The sequence below is a fragment of the Nocardia stercoris genome (assembly GCF_003696265.1).
GTDB lineage: Bacteria > Actinomycetota > Actinomycetes > Mycobacteriales > Mycobacteriaceae > Nocardia > Nocardia stercoris.
Map to the genome: position 1 here is coordinate 1 of NZ_RFFH01000016.1, position 20,014 is coordinate 20,014.

18 protein-coding genes and 1 pseudogene are annotated in these 20,014 nt (G+C 70.1%); 11 read left to right on the forward strand and 8 right to left on the reverse strand.

Annotated elements, in window-relative coordinates; translation table 11 throughout:
- A partial coding sequence (locus tag EBN03_RS26870) for a biotin/lipoyl-containing protein (RefSeq protein ID WP_325052097.1) occupies positions 1-339 on the reverse strand: 339 nt, incomplete at its 3' end.
- A 256-nt stretch (positions 340-595) separates the two neighbouring features.
- Here EBN03_RS26870 and EBN03_RS26875 point away from each other — a divergent pair.
- Positions 596-937, forward strand: a complete 342-nt coding sequence (locus tag EBN03_RS26875; protein ID WP_122190941.1) for an oxidoreductase — start codon at positions 596-598, stop codon at positions 935-937.
- A 6-nt stretch (positions 938-943) separates the two neighbouring features.
- Here the strand turns inward: EBN03_RS26875 and EBN03_RS26880 are convergent, their stop codons facing one another.
- Positions 944-2,476, reverse strand: coding sequence for a leucyl aminopeptidase (locus EBN03_RS26880; RefSeq protein ID WP_122190942.1), 1,533 nt, complete (start codon positions 2,474-2,476; stop codon positions 944-946).
- Between the two features lie 38 nt (positions 2,477-2,514).
- On the opposite strand from EBN03_RS26880, the gene gcvT reads away from it, so the two are divergent.
- Both gcvT and EBN03_RS26890 read left to right on the forward strand, forming a co-directional pair.
- On the forward strand, positions 2,515-3,615 hold the full coding sequence (gcvT, locus tag EBN03_RS26885; RefSeq protein WP_122190943.1) for a glycine cleavage system aminomethyltransferase GcvT: 1,101 nt from the start codon (positions 2,515-2,517) through the stop codon (positions 3,613-3,615).
- Positions 3,616-3,738: 123 nt separating this feature from the next.
- The gene (locus EBN03_RS26890) at positions 3,739-4,839 is read left to right on the forward strand and encodes a branched-chain amino acid aminotransferase (RefSeq protein ID WP_122191037.1); all 1,101 of its coding nucleotides are present in this window, start codon (positions 3,739-3,741) and stop codon (positions 4,837-4,839) included.
- Positions 4,840-4,931: 92 nt separating this feature from the next.
- Here the strand turns inward: EBN03_RS26890 and EBN03_RS26895 are convergent, their stop codons facing one another.
- Together EBN03_RS26895 and EBN03_RS26900 are read right to left on the reverse strand one after the other, a co-directional pair.
- Positions 4,932-7,445 (reverse strand): arylsulfatase, encoded by a 2,514-nt coding sequence (locus tag EBN03_RS26895; RefSeq protein WP_122190944.1) that lies wholly within the window; start codon positions 7,443-7,445, stop codon positions 4,932-4,934.
- A gap of 240 nt (positions 7,446-7,685) precedes the next feature.
- On the reverse strand, positions 7,686-8,561 hold the full coding sequence (locus tag EBN03_RS26900; RefSeq protein ID WP_122191038.1) for a formylglycine-generating enzyme family protein: 876 nt from the start codon (positions 8,559-8,561) through the stop codon (positions 7,686-7,688).
- 344 nt (positions 8,562-8,905) lie between these two features.
- Between EBN03_RS26900 and EBN03_RS26905 the strand changes: the two genes are divergently transcribed.
- Positions 8,906-9,580, forward strand: a complete 675-nt coding sequence (locus EBN03_RS26905; protein WP_158675749.1) for a GAP family protein — start codon at positions 8,906-8,908, stop codon at positions 9,578-9,580.
- Positions 9,581-9,614: 34 nt separating this feature from the next.
- Positions 9,615-11,318 (forward strand): SulP family inorganic anion transporter, encoded by a 1,704-nt coding sequence (locus EBN03_RS26910; RefSeq protein WP_122191039.1) that lies wholly within the window; start codon positions 9,615-9,617, stop codon positions 11,316-11,318.
- Here the strand turns inward: EBN03_RS26910 and EBN03_RS26915 are convergent.
- The 3 genes from EBN03_RS26915 to EBN03_RS26925 all read right to left on the reverse strand — a co-directional run bounded on the left by EBN03_RS26915 (position 11,305) and on the right by EBN03_RS26925 (position 13,715).
- Complete coding sequence (locus EBN03_RS26915; protein ID WP_122190946.1) at positions 11,305-12,018, reverse strand: MBL fold metallo-hydrolase; 714 nt, start codon at positions 12,016-12,018, stop codon at positions 11,305-11,307. The two genes, EBN03_RS26910 and EBN03_RS26915, sit on opposite strands and share 14 nt — an antisense overlap.
- Positions 12,019-12,102: 84 nt before the next feature.
- Positions 12,103-13,074, reverse strand: coding sequence for a carbohydrate kinase family protein (locus EBN03_RS26920; protein WP_122190947.1), 972 nt, complete (start codon positions 13,072-13,074; stop codon positions 12,103-12,105).
- Between the two features lie 290 nt (positions 13,075-13,364).
- Positions 13,365-13,715, reverse strand: coding sequence for a HesB/IscA family protein (locus EBN03_RS26925; RefSeq protein ID WP_122190948.1), 351 nt, complete (start codon positions 13,713-13,715; stop codon positions 13,365-13,367).
- 256 nt (positions 13,716-13,971) lie between these two features.
- On the opposite strand from EBN03_RS26925, the gene EBN03_RS26930 reads away from it, so the two are divergent.
- Complete coding sequence (locus EBN03_RS26930) at positions 13,972-14,616, forward strand: DUF3043 domain-containing protein (protein WP_122190949.1); 645 nt, start codon at positions 13,972-13,974, stop codon at positions 14,614-14,616.
- Between the two features lie 282 nt (positions 14,617-14,898).
- Here the strand turns inward: EBN03_RS26930 and EBN03_RS35630 are convergent, their stop codons facing one another.
- A complete protein-coding gene (locus EBN03_RS35630; protein WP_267899312.1) occupies positions 14,899-15,033 on the reverse strand; it encodes a hypothetical protein in 135 nt (44 codons plus the stop codon).
- Between the two features lie 86 nt (positions 15,034-15,119).
- Here EBN03_RS35630 and EBN03_RS26935 point away from each other — a divergent pair, with 86 nt between their 5' ends.
- From EBN03_RS26935 to EBN03_RS26950, 5 genes and pseudogenes are all read left to right on the forward strand, one after another.
- Positions 15,120-16,073, forward strand: coding sequence for a helix-turn-helix domain-containing protein (locus tag EBN03_RS26935; protein WP_122190950.1), 954 nt, complete (start codon positions 15,120-15,122; stop codon positions 16,071-16,073).
- 501 nt (positions 16,074-16,574) lie between these two features.
- Positions 16,575-17,069: pseudogene (locus tag EBN03_RS35885) on the forward strand (bifunctional adenosylcobinamide kinase/adenosylcobinamide-phosphate guanylyltransferase); the annotation flags it as partial.
- A gap of 411 nt (positions 17,070-17,480) precedes the next feature.
- On the forward strand, positions 17,481-18,647 hold the full coding sequence (cobT, locus tag EBN03_RS35890; protein ID WP_407671247.1) for a nicotinate-nucleotide--dimethylbenzimidazole phosphoribosyltransferase: 1,167 nt from the start codon (positions 17,481-17,483) through the stop codon (positions 18,645-18,647).
- Between the two features lie 236 nt (positions 18,648-18,883).
- Positions 18,884-19,621 carry an adenosylcobinamide-GDP ribazoletransferase gene (locus EBN03_RS26945; RefSeq protein ID WP_122190952.1) on the forward strand — a complete coding sequence of 246 codons (738 nt, stop codon included), beginning with the start codon at positions 18,884-18,886 and terminating at the stop codon, positions 19,619-19,621.
- 53 nt (positions 19,622-19,674) lie between these two features.
- Positions 19,675-19,989 (forward strand): hypothetical protein, encoded by a 315-nt coding sequence (locus tag EBN03_RS26950; RefSeq protein ID WP_122190953.1) that lies wholly within the window; start codon positions 19,675-19,677, stop codon positions 19,987-19,989.
- Positions 19,990-20,014: the final 25 nt, after the last annotated feature.

Below are 20,014 nucleotides of genomic sequence, written 5' to 3' on the forward strand. Positions count from 1 at the left end.
CGGCTGCGCAGCGGGTGCGGGGGCGGGGGCGGGAGCTGGTGCGGGCGCGGGAGCCGGAGCGGCGGCGGGCGCGGGAGCGGCGGCCGGGGCAGCGGCCGAGCCGGGCTCGTCGATGACACCCAGTTCGCCACCGACCTCGACGACGTCGTCCTCGTGCGCGACGATCTTGGTGAGGACACCGGCGATGGGCGAGGGGATCTCGGTGTCCACCTTGTCGGTCGACACTTCGAGCAGCGGCTCGTCGACGGCGACCGTGTCCCCTTCCTGCTTCAGCCACCTGGTGACAGTTCCCTCGGTCACGCTCTCACCAAGCGCTGGCATCTGGACTGAGAAGGTCATGTCCGTTGACTCCTATAACTGCTCGACGGGTCACAACAGTCTGTCTTCCGGTGGGCATCGGCCACGGATTGCGCGGCAGACACCCTGTGCCACCGAACCCTGCGATGGCACCGGAGCTCCTGTGGTTCTTGTTCCGGTTCACCATCCTTGCACTCGCCGCTGTGCCTTGCGGCACAGGGCTGGCCCTGTTCGCTGCTGGCACTATGGAAAGGCCGGTTCGATTCGGTTCCGGTGTGTGGCAAGGAGGCGGGCCCCGATGGGTGTGCTCGATCGTTTTCGCCGGTCGGTTTCGCGTTACGGCGGGATCGACGCGACGGACGCGCGGTATCTGCAGGAGTGGGTTCGTGCTCACAACGGCGTCGAGGCGTTCGTTGAACCGCGCACGACTGTGAGTGATGTCACTGTCGTCCTGGTCGCCGCTGATGGGGAGTGGACCCGCCGCCGGGTCGGCGAGAGCGGCGCCCGGCACCTGTCGCCGTGGTTGCAGATCCCGGTCTACGACGCCCGCCGGACCGGGTATCCGCAGCGGATGCGCGACCACGACGCCCGCCGCCGCATCGAGCAGCGACGGGCGCGGGAACGCGAATTGTTGGAGTAGCGGCCGCTATCGGCCCGCGATGTCCTCGAGGACGGCGATCAGCGTGCGGACCGGAACGCCGGTGCCGCCCTTGCCGATGTAGCCGAACGCGCCACCGGTGTTGTAGGCCGGTCCGGCGACGTCCAGGTGCGCCCACTGCACGTCGGCGGGCACGAACTCCTTGAGGAACAACCCCGCCGACAGCATGCCGCCCCAACGATGCGGCGCCACATTGGCCAGGTCGGCGATGGACGAGTTCAGGTCACCGCGCAGTTCGGCGGGCAGCGGCATCGGCCAGGCGTTCTCGCCGACGCCCTGCGAGATGCGCGCGACCCGGTCGCGGAATTCGTCGGTACCCATCACGCCGGGCGTGCGGGTGCCCAGGGCCACCATCTGCGCGCCGGTGAGCGTGGCGACGTCGATGAGGTAGCCGGGGTCGTCCTGGCTCGCGCGCACGATGGCGTCGGCCAGGATCAGCCGGCCCTCGGCGTCGGTGTTGAGCACCTCGACGGTGGTGCCGCCGTATTGGGTGAGCACGTCACCGGGTCGCTGCGCGGTGTCCGACGGCATGTTCTCGGCCATCGGCACGGTCGCGATCACCGACAGCGGCAGGTTGAGCCGGGCGGCCAGCAGGACGGTGGCGACCACGGCGGCGGCGCCGGCCATGTCCGAGGTCATGTGGTCCATGTTCGCGGCCGGCTTGATCGAGATACCGCCGGTGTCGAACGTGATTCCCTTGCCGATCAACGCGACTCGCGGGTTCTCGGCGCCACCGGAGTAGCTGATCCGCACCAGCCGGGGCGGCCGCGAGGAGCCCTTACCGACACCGAGAATGCCGCCGAAACCCTGTGCGGCCAGCTCGTTTTCGTCGAGCACCTCGACCTCGAGGCCGGCCGCTTCGGCCAACGACCGTGCGCGGTCGGCGAATTCGGCGGGAAACAGGTGGCTGGGCGGGGTGTTGACGAAATCGCGTGCGGTGGCGACGGCTTCGGCGATCGCTTGCGCGCGGAACAGGTCCTCCTCACCGAAAGCCGGGTCCGGGACCAGCAATTCGACGCGGCGCAGCGGCTGCTCGGCCGGCTTCGGCGCCGACTTACCGGACTTGAACTCGGTGAAGGTGTAGGCACCCAGATAGAAACCTTCCGCCGCGGCACCGAGATCCAGCCCGGACAGCGTGCTGACCGCGAGACCGGTCCCGCTCAGCGCGCGCCCGGCGGCACCGGCGGAGCGCCGGATCTGTTCGGCGTCGACCGCGTCCGGCGCGCCCAGCCCGACCGCGAGCACGCTGCTCGCACCCAGTCCCGTGGGGCCGGGGAGCCGAGTCAGCTCCTCGCCCTTGCCTTTCGCGCCGACCGCCCGCAGCTGCGACTCCAGTACCGCGCGCGCGTCCGCGGACAGCACGTCCTCGAAGTCGGTCTCGCCGGCCAGGGCCGGGCCGGGGACGATCGCGGGCCCGTCGTCGGTGGTGACGATGCCCACCACCAGCACATCGGTATCCGCCCCGATATCGACGGTGCGAGCCAGTTCCGGTCCGAGCGAGCGATCTGCGACAGCTGTCATGGCGAACAGGCTAACTCCCGCCGGATACAGTGTTGCGGGTGAGCGACGCGAATCTCCTCCAGGGTCCGATCCACGACGTGCACGTCGAGCTGGGTGCGACCTTCGCACCGTTCGGGGGCTGGAGCATGCCGGTGTCCTACGCCGGCACCGTCGGCGAGCACGCCGCCGTCCGGACCGCCGTCGGCCTGTTCGACGTCAGCCATCTGGGCAAGGCGTCGGTGCGCGGCCCGGGCGCGGCCGCGTTCGTGAACTCGGCGCTGACCAACGATCTGAACCGGATCCGGCCCGGCAAGGCGCAGTACACGCTGTGCTGCACGCCCGAGGGCGGTGTGATCGACGACCTGATCGCCTACTACGTCTCCGACGACGAGATCTTCCTGGTGCCCAACGCCGCCAACACCGCGGCCGTGGTCGCCGAACTGCAGAAGGCGGCGCCCGAGGGGATCACCGTCACCGACGAGCACCGGGAGTTCGCGGTGTTCGCGGTGCAGGGCCCGAAGTCGACGGAGGTGCTCGCCGCGCTGGACCTGCCCACCGACATGGAGTACATGGCCTACGCCGACGCCGAGTGGGCGGGCCGCCCGGTCCGGGTGTGCCGCACCGGCTACACCGGTGAGCACGGCTACGAACTGTTGCCGCGCTGGGCGGACGCCGAGGCGCTGTTCCGCGCCCTGCTCGACCCGCTGCGGGCAGTCGGCGGTGAACCGGCCGGTCTCGGCGCCCGCGACACCCTGCGCACCGAGATGGGCTACCCGCTGCACGGGCACGAGCTGTCCACCGAGATCTCGCCGCTGCAGGCGCGGGTCGGCTGGGCGGTCGGCTGGAAGAAGCCCGAGTTCTGGGGCAAGGCCGCCTTGGACGCGGAGAAGGCGGCGGGCCCCCGCCGTCAGCTGCTGGGTTTGAAGGCGATCGACCGCGGTGTGCTGCGGCAGGGGCAAACCGTCCTGCTGGGTGACCGTGCGGTGGGGGAGACCACCTCGGGCACGTTCTCGCCCACGCTGAAGGTCGGCATCGCGCTGGCGCTGCTGGACACCGACGCCGGACTCGAGCCGGGCGCCGAGGTCGCCGTCGACGTCCGCGGCCGCCGCTTGCGCGCCGAGGTGGTCAAGCCGCCGTTCGTGACGGCCCACACGGGGTAAGGACCCGGCCTGACCGGGACTCCGGGACCTGATGTGGCCCGCCGGCACTACCCGGCACACCGGGAACAGCGCCCAGCGACGGGGCTGTTCCCGCCCTCGACCGGCGCGGACTACGATCTGGGCATGACCGTTGCTGCCCAGTTCGCCCGCATTCCGCATCCCGCGCCCACCTCGGCTGCGCGGCGGGAAGAGATTCTGAGCGCGCCCGGGTTCGGCCGGTTCTTCACCGACCACATGGTGTCGGTCGACTACGCCGACGGCGAGTGGCGGGACCCGCGGGTCGAGCCGTACGGGCCGCTGACCATGGACCCGTCGACCATGGTGCTGCACTACGGCCAGGCCATCTTCGAGGGCCTCAAGGCGTACCGGCAGGGCGACGGCAGCATCGCCACGTTCCGGGCGGACGCGAACGCGGCCCGCTTCCAGCGGTCGGCCCGCCGGCTGGCCATGGCCGAACTGCCGCAGGAGATGTTCGTCGAGTCGATCCGCCAGCTGCTGCTGGCCGACGGCGACTGGGTGCCCGCGGCCGGCGGCGAGGAGTCGCTGTACCTGCGCCCGTTCCTGTTCGCCACCGAGGCCGGTCTCGGCGTGCGTCCGGCCGGTAAGTACCGCTATCTGCTGCTGGGTTCGCCTGCGGGAGCGTACTTCTCGGGTGGCGCCAAGCCGGTGACGGTGTGGCTGTCCACCGAGTTCGTGCGTGCGGCGCCCGGCGGCACCGGTGAGGCGAAGGTGGCCGGCAACTACGCCGCCTCGCTGCTGGCCCAACAGCGCGCCACCGAGAACGGCTGCGACCAGGTGATGTGGCTGGACGCCTGCGAGCGTCGCTACATCGAGGAGATGGGTACCAACAACCTGTTCTTCGTCTTCGGTTCCGGTTCCGGCGCCCGCCTGGTGACCCCGGAACTGTCGGGTTCGCTGCTGCCCGGCATCACCCGCGACTCGCTGATCACCCTGGCCGCGGACGCCGGTTACGAGGTGGAGGAGCGCAAGATCTCGGTCGACGAACTGCGGTCCGGCGCCGAATCCGGTGAAATCACCGAGGTTTTCGGTTGCGGCACCGCGGCCGTGGTGATCCCGGTGGGCACGATCCGCGACGCCGACGGCGATTTCACCATCGGCGGCGGTGAGCCGGGCGAGGTGACGATGGCGCTGCGCGAGACGTTGACCGGTATCCAGCGCGGCACCTTCTCCGACAACCACGGCTGGATGCACACGGTCGCCTGACTCCGCTTCCGGTGGCGCGGTCGCCGTCGGTCGGCCGGGACACCTCCGGGCCGGCACCGCGAGTGCGATGGCCGCCCGGATCCACTGGTCCCTCAGTCGGTTTCGAGGGCGCGGGCCGCATCCTGTTGCAGATCGCGGTAGGACTCCTTGCCGACGCTGACGGTCACGCTGTAGACGGTGCCGCCGGTGAAGGTTCCCGGGCCCCGATACTGCTGGGAGACGGTGTCGTCACTGCCGTAGCCGACGGTCAGACCGGCGCCGGACAGCCCGAAAGTGCCGGTCTGGGCGCGCATCGGGCCGGTGGCGACCGCCTTGTCGTCGACGTAGAGCGTTGTGGTGCCGAGGGATTCGCCGTTCGGGCCGAGCTTGTCGGCCTTGACGAATTCCATACCCAGGGTGTGCTTACCGGCCGGCAACGGCGGTGAGACGAAATCCTGTTCGGGCGGGATGCCGAGGAAGTTGTAAACGTAGTGCAGCACACCGTCTTTGACGAACAACGCATGGCCGCCGAACCGTGAGCCGTGTGCGAAGATCACGCCCTGCGCCTGCGGGGTGAGATCGACCTCGGCGACGATCCGGTAGGACTTGCCGCGGATGTTCACCGCGACGGCCTCGGGTACGGGTGCGGCATCCGGGTAGTAGACGTAGGTGTCGCGGGGCGGTTCCGGATTCGGCCGCTCGACGGACAGCAGTTCTACCGCGGTGCGATCGTCGAGGGGGAGGACGAAGTTGTCCCGGGCCTCCTCGTTCCAGGCGCCGATGAGCTCCTTCAGCTTGCCGGGATGCTGATCGGCGAGGTTCTCCGATTCCGAACGGTCCTCGTCGACGTGATACAGCTCCCACTCGTCCTGGTCGAAATGGCCTTTGTCGCTGATCGGTGCGTGCAGCGCCGAGGCCCGCCAGCCGTTCTCCCAGATGCCGCGGGTGCCCAGCATCTCGTAGTACTGACGCTTGCGGGTGGTGGGTGCGTCGGCGTTGTCGAAGCTGTAGCGCATGGAGACGCCGTTGAGCGGGTACTGCTTGATGCCGCGGTATTCCTTCGGCATTTCCAGCCCGATGACGTCGAGAATGGTGGGTGTGATGTCGATCGCGTGGTGGTATTGGTGCCGGATCTGACCCTTGGCCTTGATTCCTTTGGGCCAGTGGATGATCAGCGGGTCGCAGGTGCCGCCGGAGTACTCCGAGTAACGTTTGAACATCTTGAACGGGGTGGAGAAGGCCACCGCCCACCCAGTCGGATAGTGGTTGTAGGTGGCGGGGGTTCCCAATTGGTCGAGCAGCGCCATGTTCTCGGCGAGATTGTCGGGATAGCCGTTGAAGAACTTGTTCTCGTTCACCGAGCCGTTCGGTGAGCCCTCGCCGGAGGCGCCGTTGTCGGCGCAGTAGAAGATGATGGTGTTGTCCATCTGGCCGGTTTGTTCGAGATAGTCGATGATGCGCCCGATCTGCGCGTCGGTGTATTCGGAGAATCCGGCGAATACCTCGGCCATGCGGGAGAACAAGCGCTTCTCGTCGGCATTGAGGGTGTTCCACGGCCGTACCGCATCCGCGGGCACCGCCACATCCGCGGGTAACGGGTTGATCGGGGTCAGGGGTGTGCCCTTGGGCATGATGCCCTTGTCGATCATGCGGGTCAGCACCCACTCGCGGTAGGCCTCGTAGCCGTCGTCGAACTTGCCCTTGTACTTGTCGGCCCACTCCGTAGGAACCTGGTGCGGAGCGTGATTCGCGCCCGGGCAGAACCACATGTACCAGGGCTTGGACGGATTGGTCGAGCGCTGGTCGCGCAGCATCCGAAGTGCGTTGTCGGCCAAGTCCTTCGACAGGTGGTAGCCCTGTTCCGGGCTGTACGGCTGCTCGATGAACCGGTTGTCCTCGACCAGGGCCGGGTACCACTGGTTGGTTTCGCCACCGAGGAAACCGTAGAAGCGGTCGTACCCCTTCTGCAGCGGCCACTCCGACCTGCTGCCGCCACTGGAGACGTCCTCGACGGGCACGTTGTGGTCCTTGCCGAGCCAGAACGTGCTGTAGCCGTTGTCCTGCAGCACCTGCCCGATCGTGGCGCACTGGGCGGGCAGCCGCGCGGCCGAACCGGGGAATCCGGTGGAGCCCTCGGTGATCGACGCGAACCGGTTGACGTGATGATTGCGGCCCGTCAGGAAGCACGACCGCGTGGGCGAGCACAGCGCGGTGGTGTGCCATTGGGTATAGGTGAGGCCATTGTCGGCCAGTTTCTGGGCAATCGGCATGTTGATCCGGCCGCCGTACGGGGACCATGACGCAAGGCCGGTGTCGTCGTAGAGAATCACCAGGACGTTGGGCGCGCCGTCGGGAGCTTTCTTCAGCTCGAACGGTTTCCAGTCCTGCTTCGAGTCGCGGACGTCGAGTTCGATCTTGCCGTCGAAGCCGTCGTTGATTCCGGTGCCGTATCCGGGCGGCCGGTCGCCGCCGGAGTTGCCGCATGCGGCCAGCGCGGGTGCGGCGGCCGCCGCACCGGCGCCCGCGGCTGCCATACCCCGCAGCATGCCGCGCCGGGTGAGCCCGCGTTTGGGCGCGGGGTCGAATTGCGGTTCCCGGGTGTTCCCCTCTTCTTCGGTCGGCGTCATTCCCGCAGGCTAGGCGCGATTCGGCGCGATTCGGGCATGCCACACCGGTCGGACGCGTGCTCGCTGCGGCATCACACCGGTCGGGCGGGCGCGGCAACGGGGTCATAGATCACCTGCTGCGCCGACGCCGGGACGGGCAGCAGGTCGGTGGCCGCGATCGCGTCTTCGAATTCACTCGAGACAGGTCAGTCCGCCGACGTCGACAACGACCTCGCGTTCGACGGGCGATTCGGCCGACGGTCAGTCGGCGGTGACGCAGCGAAAGCCGAGATGGCCGGTGGCGGTGTCCTCGGTCTGGCTCTGGCGGGCGGCCGGGCGGTAGCGCAGGCAGTAGTTCGGGGCGCACAGGTAGGAACCGCCCTTGATCACGCGGCGGGGAAACCGTTCGCCGGAGTTGCCTGGCGCACAACAACTTCCGGCGGGCTTCGCGTGGTCCGGACGGAACGGGTCGCGCGTCCACTCCCAGACGTTGCCCGCCATATCGAACAGCCCGAAACCGTTGGGCGGATAGGTGCCGACCTTCGTCGTCCCCGGCAGTGCGGCCTGCCCCCGGCCCGGCACGAACTCCCACGGGAACCGGCCCAGCCAGGTGTTGGCCATCCGGCGCCCGCGCGGAGTGAACTCGTCACCCCAGGTGAAGATCGCGCCGTGCAGCCCGCCGCGGGCCGCGAACTCCCACTGCGCCTCGCTCGGCAGCTGCTTCCCGGCCCAGGCGGCGTAGGCGGCGGCATCCGCGTAGGCGACCTGGGTCACCGGATGATGGGTCCGCCCTTCGAGATTCGTGCCCGGGCCGCCCGGGTGCCGCCAGCTCGCACCCGGGACGTAGGACCACCACCGCTGCCAATCGTCGAGCGGGACCGGCGTGGACGGCGGGGTGAAGACCAGTGCGCCCGGTACCAGGGCCGCCGGGTCCGCACCGGGATAGTCCGCCGGATCCAGCGGCCGCTCGGCGACCGTCACGTACCCGGTGTCGCGGACGAACCGCTGGAAGGCGATAGTCGTGACCGGATGGGTGTCGATCCAGAACGGATCCACAGCCACCGCGTGCACCGGCCGCTCCTCGGGGAAGAAATCCGCCGACCCCATCGCGAACTCCCCGCCGGGCACGCGCGCCATGTTCTTGCGCGATGTCGCGATACTCGCCACCACCGGGACCTCCTGCCTCACCGACCGGATGCGCCCAGTTCAGGGCCGGGCCACCGTACTACGTCGATCGGCGCCGGGCCGTGCGTGACATCGCGGTATCTCGCACAGCTGTCTCGGGTCCGTGATACCGGCGGGTCGGTGGCGGTCCGGTGTCGTGGTCGGCCGCGACCCGGTCGTCAACAGCGCAGGCCCGACGGTCGCCGAAATGCGATCCGCCGGTCGCAGGGCGGATTCGTGCGCTGTGTGGGACTGCGTCGGTGTTAGGCTGCCACGACTCTGGCAATCGTTCGGCAATTGATTTGCGAGGAGGTCGGGTGTCCACGGTCGGGCCGATTCTCACTCACGCGCTGGCGGTCGCTGTCTATCCGTGGGCGTTGATCGTGGTCGCGATGCTGTTGACCGAGCCGGGCGGCCGAGCACGCAGTTCCGCGTTCGTGGCGGGGTGGACGGCCGGTGTCGCGGCCCTGCTGGCGGTGCTGATCGTGGTCAACGCGCTGTTCGGAGCCAATCGGCACGGGGAGCCCGCCGAGTGGGTCGGCTGGGTGAAGCTCGGCCTCGGCGTCGGGATCTTCGCCATGGCGGCAGCGCAGGCCAGGAAGATGCCCGCGGCGGTGCGGGGTGAGCTGCCGCCGCCGGGCTGGATGGCCGAGCTGCCGTCGCTGTCGCCGCGCGGTTGTGCCCGGCTCGGGGTGCGGCTGGTCCTGGGGAACCCGAAGAACGTCAGTCAGATCCTGATCGGTGCGGTGACCATCGCGTCGCTCACGCCCGGCGGCGGCGCGCGACTCAGTGCGGCCGTTGTCTTCGTGATCATCGCTTCGCTGTGTGTACTGGTACCGCTAGTGGTCCGGAGCAGCAGTGCCGACGGAAATGTCGATACGTTGAATACGTGGCGCGACTGGGTGTCGCGCAATAATCCGGCAATCATGTTCGTCCTGCTGTCGCTGCTCGGTGCGAAATCGGTGGGTGACGGCATCGCTCAGTTGACCTAGCGGCTGCCCGGCAGCGGTGGGAATCGAGGAATCGATGACGAATTCTGGTGTGCGGGAAAGCCTGTCGAAATCCGTAGCGGCCGCGCGCGCGAAACTCGGCCGCCCGCGCCGGATCGACCTCGTCGCCGGCGCCGTCACCGGGCTGTTCAGCATTCCCGAGGGCATGGCCTACGCGTCCATCGCCGGATTCGACCCGGTGGCCGGTCTGTACGCGGGCATCGTGCCCGCGGTCGTCGGCTCCCTGTTCACACCCACCGTCCTGATGATCACCACACTCACCAGCGCCATCGCCCTCACCTCCCGTTCGGTGCTCGGCGACGCCGGACTCGATGTGCTGCAGCCGGGCAACGTCTCGGCGCTGTGCCTGGTGGTGGGGATCCTGATGCTGGTGCTGGCCCTGATCCGGGCCGGGGTGGTGCTGAGTTTCGTATCCAACGCCGTCATGACCGGGTTCTCCACCGGGATCGCGCTGTCCATCATCACCGGGGTGTTCAAGGACGCCACCGGATACAAGCCGCCCGCGCACAACAAACTCGCGCAGGTCTGGCAGTGGCTCACCGGGATCGGGCACTGGGACCGCGACGCCACCCTCGTCGCGATCGCCACCGTGGTGGTCTGGGCGGCGGCGCGGACCGTGCGGCGGCTGGAACCGCTGGCGCTGCTGGTCTCGCTGGTCGTGGTGACCCTGGTCGCCACCCTGAGCGGCATCGACGTCGAGACCGTGCGCGGTATCGCCCATATCCCGGCCGCGCTCCCGGGTATCTCCACCCCCAACTGGTCGGCGATCCCGCATCTGTTCGGCGGCGGCCTGGCGGTCGCGATGGTGGCGCTGGCGCAGGGCGCGGGAGTGGCGCCGTCCATGCCGAATCCGGACGGCAGCCGCTCGAATGTGAACGGCGAGTTCGCCGCTCAGGGTTTGGCGAACGTGAGCGCGGGCCTGTTCAGTTCGATGCCGGTCGGTGGTTCGCTCTCGCGCACCGGGGTGGCGGCCTCGGTCGGCGCCCGGACCCGGTGGGCCGGAATCGTTTCCGGGCCCGTGCTGGCGATCGCGGTGCTGCTGGGCGGTTCGCTGGCGGAGAAGATCCCGATGCCGGTGATCGGCGGGCTGGTCATGGTGATCGGCCTGGAACTGATCACCGGCAAGATCGGCGACATCCGGTTGATCCTGCAGTCGTCAAAGCTGTCCGCGCTGGCCATGATCGTGACCTTCCTCGCCACTACGACCATGCCGCTGCACGAGGCGATCGTGCTGGGCGCGCTGCTGTCGCTGCTGCTGTACTGCGTGCAGTCGGCCCGCCGCGACGAACTCACCGCGCTGACCCGCGTCGACGGGGCCTGGCAGCGGGAACCGGTGCCCGCCGCCTTCACCCCGGAACAGGTTGTCGTCGTGGACTATTCGGGTCAGGGGTTCTTCGCCGAATCGTCTCGCCTGCAGGGCGAGTTCCCCGACCCGGCGACCGGGCACCGTGCGGTGCTGATCCTGGTGCTGTCGGGCAACCCGGTGCCGGGAACCTCACTGCTGAAACAGTTCCGGCGTTACGAGACGAAACTGCGCGACGCCGGCGGGCACATGATCGTCGCCGGGGTCGCCCCGGGCACCGCGAAGTGGTTGCGGCGCACCGGTTTCGCCGACCGGGTCCCGATCGTGCCCGAAACCCCGGTCGTACTGGGCGGACTCGACACCGCGATGACCCAGGCCCGGGAGTGGCTGGACCGGCCGCCGGTCAGCCGGGCATGAGCGCGTGCCACTGGTCCAGGGTCCGCGGACGCAGCACATAGTTCTGCGCGCGCACGGAATCCAGTGGGGCGGAAGGCTCCTCGGAGTACCAGTGGCCGGGGAAGACCACCGGGTTGCCGGGCAGGTCGGCCAGGTTGCGCAGGCTGCGGAACATCGCCTCGGAGTCGCCGCCCGGGAAGTCGGTGCGGCCGCAGCCGTCGATGAACAGGGTGTCGCCGGCGACGAGCCGGTCGCCGACCAGGAAGCACTGGCTGCCGGGTGTGTGGCCGGGGGTGTGCAGCAGTTCCACGTCGACCGCGCCGACCGACACCACGTCACCGTGGTCGTGGCCGGTCAGCAGGCTGGGTTCGATGCCGGTCACGTTCGCCACCCAGGGCACTTCCTCGCGCTGCACATGCACCGGGACATCGACGCGCTCGAGCAGTTCCCGCACACCCTTCAAGGTGAATCCGAGCATCGAACCGCCCACATGATCGGGGTGATGGTGGGTGGCCAGCACACCCGCGACGCGCATCCCGTCGGCCTCGGCCAGATCCACCAGATCGCCTGCGGCATAAGCGGGGTCGACGAGCAGGCACTCACCGGACTCCCGGTCGCCGATCAGGTACGCGAAGTTGCGCATCTGCGTGGCGATCGGATCGCCGACGGCCCAGTCCCGGCCGGCCAGCAGTTGTCGGAAGTAGAGACGCTCTGAACCCATCCCCACACTCTAGAGGGGAACGTGTTGCGCGCCATGCCCGGCGCGAGCCGGCCGGGCGGGTGCTGCCCGCCCGGCCGAAACGGATCAGCCCAGCACCGCGGCGAGGTCGGCGGCGGCCTGCGGGCCGTAGGCGGCACCCAGGCGCGTCAGCGCCTCCTCGCGGTCCAGGCTCCAGTCCTGCGGGCCCAGGCTCTCCAGCACCAGCACCGCGATCAGCGAACCCAGCTGCGCGGACCGCTCCAGGCTCAGGCCCGAGGTGTGCGCGGACAGGAACCCGGCACGGAAACCGTCGCCGACCCCGGTCGGGTCCACCTTGCCGGTCTCCGGCACCACCTCGACCTGCAGTTCCACGCCGTCGGCGTCGGTGATGTGCACGCCCTTCTTGCCCAGTGTCGTCACCCGGATGCCGACCATGCGGCCGATCTGCTCGGCGCTCAGGCCGGTCTTCTCCCGCAGCAGGCCCCACTCGTACTCGTTGGTGAACAGGTACGCGGCGCCGTCGATGAGTTCACGCGCCTGGTCGCCGTCCAACCACGCCAGCTGTTGCGACGGGTCGGCCGCGAACGCGATGCCGTGCTCGCGGCACTCGCGGGTGTGGCGCAGCATGGCCTCCGGGTCGTTCGCGCCGATCAGCACCAGGTCGACGCCGTTCGCGGCGGCCAGTTCGGCGATCGAGATCTCGCGGGCCTCGCTCATCGCGCCCGGGTAGAACGAGGCGATCTGCGCCATCGTCGTATCAGTGGTGCACACGAAGCGGGCGGTGTGCGCGGTCTCCGACACCCGGACCGTCGAGCAGTTCACGCCGCTGGTCTCGAGCCACTCGCGGTAGTCGGTGAAGTCGCGCCCGACCGCGCCCACCAGCAGCGGATTGCGGCGCAGCAGGCCCAGCGCGTAGGCGATGTTGCCGGCGACGCCGCCGCGGCGGATCTCCAGGTCCTCGACGAGGAAGCTCAGCGACACGTGCTGGAGCTGGTCGGGCAGCAGCACCTCGGAGAACTTGCCCGGAAAGCGCATCAGATGGTCGGTCGCAATGGAAGCGGACACTGCGATGGTCACGCGGATTCCTTCGGGTCGAGCGCCGGGCGGTGCCCGATCACTCGGGTGGGTCCGGCAGGGCGGAGGCGACGGTCGGACACACGAAACCAGTTGCCGGTAACGCGTGGCGGGAGCAAGTCCGGCCCGTCCGCAGCGTGGTTACTGCGGATTCGACGTTACGCGACAACTGGTTCGGGATGTGGCCGAGCCGCCAGGTGGCGGCCCGGGCACGTTGGAGACAGTGGCGCCTGAAGTCGGTCAGCGGGCGCGTGTAACCACGCGGGCCGCCCGGTCAGGCGCGATGGAAACTGTCAGTTGAAGCTGTCGCCGCAGGCGCAGGAGCCGGTGGCGTTCGGGTTGTCGATGGTGAAACCCTGCTTCTCGATGGTGTCGACGAAGTCGATCGATGCACCCTGCACGTACGGCGCGCTCATCCGGTCGACGGCCAGCTTCACGCCGCCGAAGTCGACGACGAGGTCACCGTCGAGGCTGCGGTCGTCGAAGTACAGCTGGTAGCGCAGGCCGGCACAGCCACCGGGCTGGACCGCGATGCGCAGCGCCAGGTCGTCGCGACCTTCCTGGTCGAGCAGTGCCTTGGCCTTCGCCGACGCGGCATCGGTCATGGTGACGCCGTGGGTGGTGGTCTCGTTCTGCACAGTCATGAAGTCTCCTCGGGGACCGATGTTCAACCCGTGACCAGCGCACGGCTCCACAGCCGTCAACGTACCGTCACAGGGTGGCTATTCCCATACTGCCACTGTGGTGTGCATCGCGGACCTCAGGGGACCGAGATCGAGCGGACCGGGCATGGGAAACAGTGGGTGACAGCGGGCCGAACACCGATGCTGTGACTGCCGCCACGCACCGACCGCGACCACGGGTTTCCCAGGTGGCCTTCGATCGAATAGCCTGCTCGGCGTGAAGTTCCTCCGCCGCGGCGAAGCCACCGAGACCGCCGCCACTCCGGCAGCCGACGCCAAGGGTTCCGACGTGGCCGGGCCGACCGCCGGCAAGGGCCGCCCGACTCCGAAGCGTCGCGACGCCCAGGGCAAGCGTCGCGGCCCGGTCGCGCCGGCCCCGAAGACCGCCCGTGAGGCCCGCGAACGCCGCCGGGCGCTCAAGGGCAGCAAGGCCGACCGCAGGGAGTCCGCGGCCGACCGGCGCGCCGCCGCCGCCGACCGTCGCGCCCGCATGCTGGCCGGTGAGGACAAGTTCCTGCTGCCGCGCGACCGCGGACCGGTCCGCGCCTATGTGCGTGACCTGGTCGACGCCCGGCGCAACCTGGTCGGCCTGTTCATGCCGCTGGCGCTGGTGCTGATCCTCACCATGTTCCTGACGCCGGCGGTGCAGGCCTACATCACCCTGGGCATGCTGGTGATGATGGCGTTCATGGTCACCGAGGGCGTGCTGCTCGGCCGGATCGTCAACAAGCGGGTCCGCGAGCGCTACCCCGACCACACCGATTCGGCGATGTCGCTGGGCTGGTACGCGTTCGTCCGCGCCTCTCAGATCCGCCGCATGCGCGCGCCGAAGCCGCAGGTCTCCCCGGGTGACTCGGTGTAGAGCACACGCCTGACGCGCCGAACGCCCGGCCGGATGTTCCGGTGGGGCGTTCGTGCGTTTGTGGACAGTCGGATCGAGACTGCCGAAGAGCCGACTGGGCCGCACGATCGGTGCCCTGACGTCGCCTCGGTCGCTTTCGGTCTTGCGGTGGTTGAAGTCCGGACAGCTGGATCCGGCGTGACACGGCGACCGCTTCGGTGAACGTCGCGATCGTCACTGGCCGGTCGAGCGGCGTCGACGAACGCCCCGGCCGTCCGGCGGTGAACGGGAACCAGTGGGCCTTCACGATTCGTGGCGGGCGGCCATCGCGCGCAGTTCCGCGCTGACGCGGGGTGCGTCGGGATCGTGCGGGCTCGCGATGCGGGGTCCCAGCCAGGCGGCGGCGGTGAGCAGCAGGATCAGGGTTACGGCAAACATGGCAGTAATTCTTCGACCATCGAATTGCCGCCGAAAGTGGCAGCACTGACGTTGTTCGTCAAGATTCCGCCACGTAGACTTCCGGCATGCTGTCGAAGGTCGCGGTCGTGTGTAGCGACAACCTCGCCATGTTCGAATTCGGTGTCGTCTGTGAGGTTTTCGGCCTCGACCGCAGCGACGTCGGGCTGCCGGTCTTCGACTTCCGGGTGTGCGGCGCCGAACCGGGACGACCACTTCGGTCCAGCACCCCGGGGATCACCGTGACCCCGGAGCACGGACTCGACGAACTGGCCGGGGCCGACCTGGTCGCGATCCCCGCGTTCCCGTACCGCGGCGACGACCCGGATCAACGGCTGGTCGACGCGGTCCGGGCTGCCTACGAAGGCGGTGCCACCGTGCTGACCGTGTGCTCCGGCGCCTTCCTGGCCGGCGCGGCCGGGCTGCTGGACGGCCGCACCTGCACCACCCACTGGCGCTACACCGACATCCTCGCGCGGCTGTACCCCGCGGCGACCGTCGACCCGGACGTCCTGTTCGTCGACGCCGGCCGGTTGATCACCAGCGCCGGCACCGCCGCCGGGATCGACGCCTGCCTGCACCTGGTCCGCCGCGAACTGGGCAGCGAGATCGCCAACGCCATCGCCCGCCGCATGGTCGTGCCACCGCAGCGTGACGGCGGCCAGCGCCAGTTCATCGAACGCCCGGTCGCCGACAGCGAGGCCACCAGCCTGGGCGCCACCCTCGCCTGGATGACCGAACACCTGGACCGCGCCCACACCGTGGACGAACTCGCCGCCCGCGCCACCATGTCCGCCCGCACCTTCGCCCGCCGCTTCGTCGCCGAGACCGGCACCACCCCGGGCAAATGGCTGACCACCCAGCGCATCCACCTGGCCCGCCAACTCCTGGAAGACACCACCCTCGACCTGGAGTCCGTGGCCACCCGCTCCGGATTCGGCTCCGCCGCCCTCCTCCGCCACCACTTCCAACGCCAGGTCGGCCTGGCCCCCACCGCCTACCGACGCCGATTCGGGGGATGAGCCGCGGCGGTACCCGGCCGCTGTCGGCGTTCACCGGCTCGGGCTGTGCGTTGCGGACTCGGCGCCGTGACCTTCGCGCGAGCATTTCCGGCGCCAGGTCGGCCTGGCCCCCACCGCCTACCGACGCCGATTCGGGGGATGAGCCGCGGCGGTACCCGGCCGCTGTCGGCGTTCACCGGCTCGGGCTGTGCGTTGCGGACTCGGCGCCGTGACCTTCGCGCCAGGTCGGCCTGGCCCCCACCGCCTACCGACGCCGATTCGGGGGATGAGCCGCGGCGGTACCCGGCCGCTGTCGGCGTTCACCGGCTCGGGCTGTGCGTTGCGGACTCGGCGCCGTGACCTTCGCGCGAGCATTTCCGGCGCCAGGTCGGCCTGGCCCCCACCGCCTACCCACCCCGATTCGGGGGATGAATCCGGTGCGGGCAGACCCGGGCGTCGATACCGGTGGAGGCGGGTGATTGGTACCGTTCTCGCGTGTTGAACGATGCTGCGGGGCGGCCGATGCGGACCTTGGTACTCGGGGGGATCCGGTCCGGGAAGTCGGCGTTCGCCGAGAAGCTGGCCGCGAAGGGTGGCGCGGTGCGCTACGTCGCGACCGCGGTCCTCGACCCCGCCGACGCCGACTTCACCGAACGTGTTGCGGCGCACCGGGTCCGCCGACCCGGCGTCTGGAACGTGGTGGAGGGCGACCCGGTGGCGGTGCTGGCCGAGCGCGCGCCCGTCACCCTGATCGACGATCTGGGCACCTGGCTGACCGCCCGGATCGACGCGCGCGGCGCCTGGGAGCTGCCCCGCGGCACGGTCAAGCCCGACGCCGACGACCTGGTCGCGGCCGTGGCCGGATATCGCGACCGGCTGGTGATCGTGACCCCCGAGGTCGGGCTGGGCGTCCTGCCCGCGACCCGCTCCGGGCGGCTGTTCGCCGACGAGATCGGCGAACTCAATCAGCGGCTCGCCGAGATCTGCGACGAGGTCGTCCTGGTCGTGGCCGGCCTGCCGACCCGCATCAAGCCGGAGGCCTTCGCGGCGGGATCGGTCGGCACCAGTGCCGCGACGGCCGCGGCCGGGAGTGCGGCGGGTCTGGCGGCCGGAGTGAGTTCCGGTGCCGCGGATGTTTCGGCGCTCGCCGCGTCCGATTCGGCTGCTGCGGCAGCGGGGTCGGCCGCTGCGCAGGCGGTCAGCGCCGCGGGCCTGGCGGCTGGCGTCAGTTCCGGCGCCGCGGATGTTTCGGCGCTCGCCGCATCCGATTCGGCTGCTGCGCAGGCGGTCAGCGCTGCGGGCCTGGCGGCCGCCGCAAGTTCCGGGGCCGCGGATGTTTCGGCGCTCGCCGCGTCCGATTCGGCTGCGGGGCAAGCGGTGTCGCCCACTGCTGCCGAGGCGGTGTCCCAGCCGGGGGCGGCTGCAGCGCTGGCCGCGGGCGTAGGTTCCGGTGCCGCAGATCTTTCAGCGGCTGCCGAGTCGGATTCCGGTGCTGCGCGGGCAGGATCGTCTGCCAGTCCCTTCTGGACCACCTCTGCCGCACCGGTTTTCGGTGCCGTGCCCGCCCCGAACGCTCAGGTGCTGGCGCAGGCCAAGGAGCGGCAGCTGCAGCTGACCAAGCCGCCGGGGGCGCTGGGCCGGCTCGAGGACCTCGGCAACTGGGTGGCCGCATGCCAGGGGGTGTGCCCGCCCAAGCAGTTCGAGCGCGCCCGGGTCGTCGTGTTCGCCGGTGACCACGGGATCGCGCGGTACGGCGTCTCGGCGTTTCCGAGCGAGGTGACTGTCCAGATGGTCGCCAACTTCCTGCACGGCGGGGCCGCGATCAACGTGCTGGCCGGGCTGGCCGGCGCCACCGTGCGCGTCGCCGACATCGCCGTCGACGGCGACACCGACCCCTCCGTATCCCACTACAAGATTCGCCGTTCCAGCGGCGCCATCGACCGCGAGGACGCGCTGTCGCAGGCCGAGGTCGAGGCCGCGCTGGCCGCCGGCCGGGCCATCGCCGACGAGGAGGTCGACAGCGGCGCCGACCTGCTCGTCGCCGGTGACATGGGAATCGGGAACACCACTCCCGCAACGGTTCTCGTCGCGGGCCTGACCGACACCGAACCGGTGCGCGCGGTCGGGCGCGGTACCGGCGTCGACGACGCCGGCTGGATGCGCAAGACCGCCGCGATCCGCGACGCCATGTGGCGCGCCCGGCCGCACCGCAAGGACCCGGTCGCCCTGCTCCGCGTCGCCGGCGGCGCCGACTTCGCCGCCATGGCCGGCTATCTCGCGCAAGCCGCCGCCCGCCGCACCCCGGTGATCCTCGACGGCCTCATCGTCACCGCCGCCGCCTTGGTCGCCGAGATGCTGTCCCCGGGCGCCAAGGCCTGGTGGGTCGCCGGCCACCGCTCCGCCGAACCCGCCCACGAGCTGGCCCTCACCAAGCTGGGCCTGACCCCGCTGATCGAGCTGAACATGCGCCTCGGCGAAGGCTCGGGCGCCGTCACCGCCCTACCCGTCCTCCGCGGCGCCGTCGCCGCGCTCGCCGACATGGCCACCTTCGCCGACGCGGGCGTCAGCACCGCCGAGGAGGCCGACGCTCGCTGATCGCGACTGTCGCCGACGTGGGTGTCGGCTCTGCGCAGGAGTGGTCATCGACCACCGAAATCTGTGGGTAAGGGACCACCGTTCCGCGGGTTGTCGGGCCGTGGCCGCTCTCGAGTGGTCGGCGGCCGCCTATGGTGAACTGGCTGTGCGGAGCTCGGGCCTCAGCTCAGGTGTCGGCCGCGCTCGGGTGCGGGCGTGGCGCATGGTGTCGGCGTGGATCGGGCGGAAAGGTTGGGATGGACGCGATTCGCCTGGTGCTCTCGTGGCTGACCGTGTTGCCGGTGCGCGGGCCCGACCGTGTGGACCGCGGGTCGGCCGGGCGGGCGATCGCGCTTGCGCCGGTGGCCGGGATCCTGCTCGGGGCGATCGCGACGGGCCTGCTGTGGTCGGCGGTCGGCGCGGGGACGACCCCTGCCGTTGCGGGTCTGGTGACGGTGGGCGCGTCGGCGCTGCTCACTCGGGGGATGCACCTGGACGGGCTCGCCGACACCCTGGACGGGCTGGGCAGCTACGGGCCGCCAGAACGGGCGCGCGAGATCATGAAGAGCGGTGGGGCGGGCCCGTTCGGGGTGGCGGCGCTGATCTTCGCGGTCACGATCCAGGCGTTCGCGTTCGCGGCGCTGGCCGGCGAACATCGTTGGCTCGCAGTCGGTCTCGCGGTGGTGGTGGGGCGGGTCGCAGTCGTGTGGTCGTGCCGCCGGGGAATCGAGCCCGCGCCGGGGGCGGGATTCGGTGCGCTCGTGGCCGGAACTCAGTCGCCGGTCGCCGGCGTGGTCTGGACCGTACTCGCGCTGGCCGCGGCATTGCTCGTGACCTGGTGGGCGCCGGTGGCGGTTCTGGTCGCCCTGGCTGTCGCCGAGGTGCTCACCCGGCATTGTGTCCGGCGGTTCGGCGGGCTCAACGGGGACGTGCTGGGTGCGGTGCTGGAGGTGACGGTCACGGTCAGCGCGGTCGTCTGGACCCTGGACGGCTGAGGTGGGACCGTCTCGGGCTACCTGAACCGACACGGCTGCAATATGTTCGGAGCATGACTTCCGACGAGTGGTTCGACGAGATCGCGGCCCGGCTCGCCCCGCAGGGTGTGGTGGCCGGAAAGGTGTTCGGCAAGCGTGCGTTGAAGGCGGACAGCAAGGCATTCGCCTGTCTGAAGGGTGACCTGCTGGCCTTCCGTCTGGGCGCGGGCAGCCCCGAACACACAGCGGCGCTGGCTGTTCCGGGCGCTGAACTGTTCCTCCCGGCCGACAACGACCGGCCGTTCAAGGACTGGGTGGCGGTCCCGGTCGCGGCGGCGGACAGCTGGCCACGGTGGGCCGACGCGGCGCTCGCCGCCCTGCACGGGTGATCCGCCGGACTCCGGAGCCTTCGCG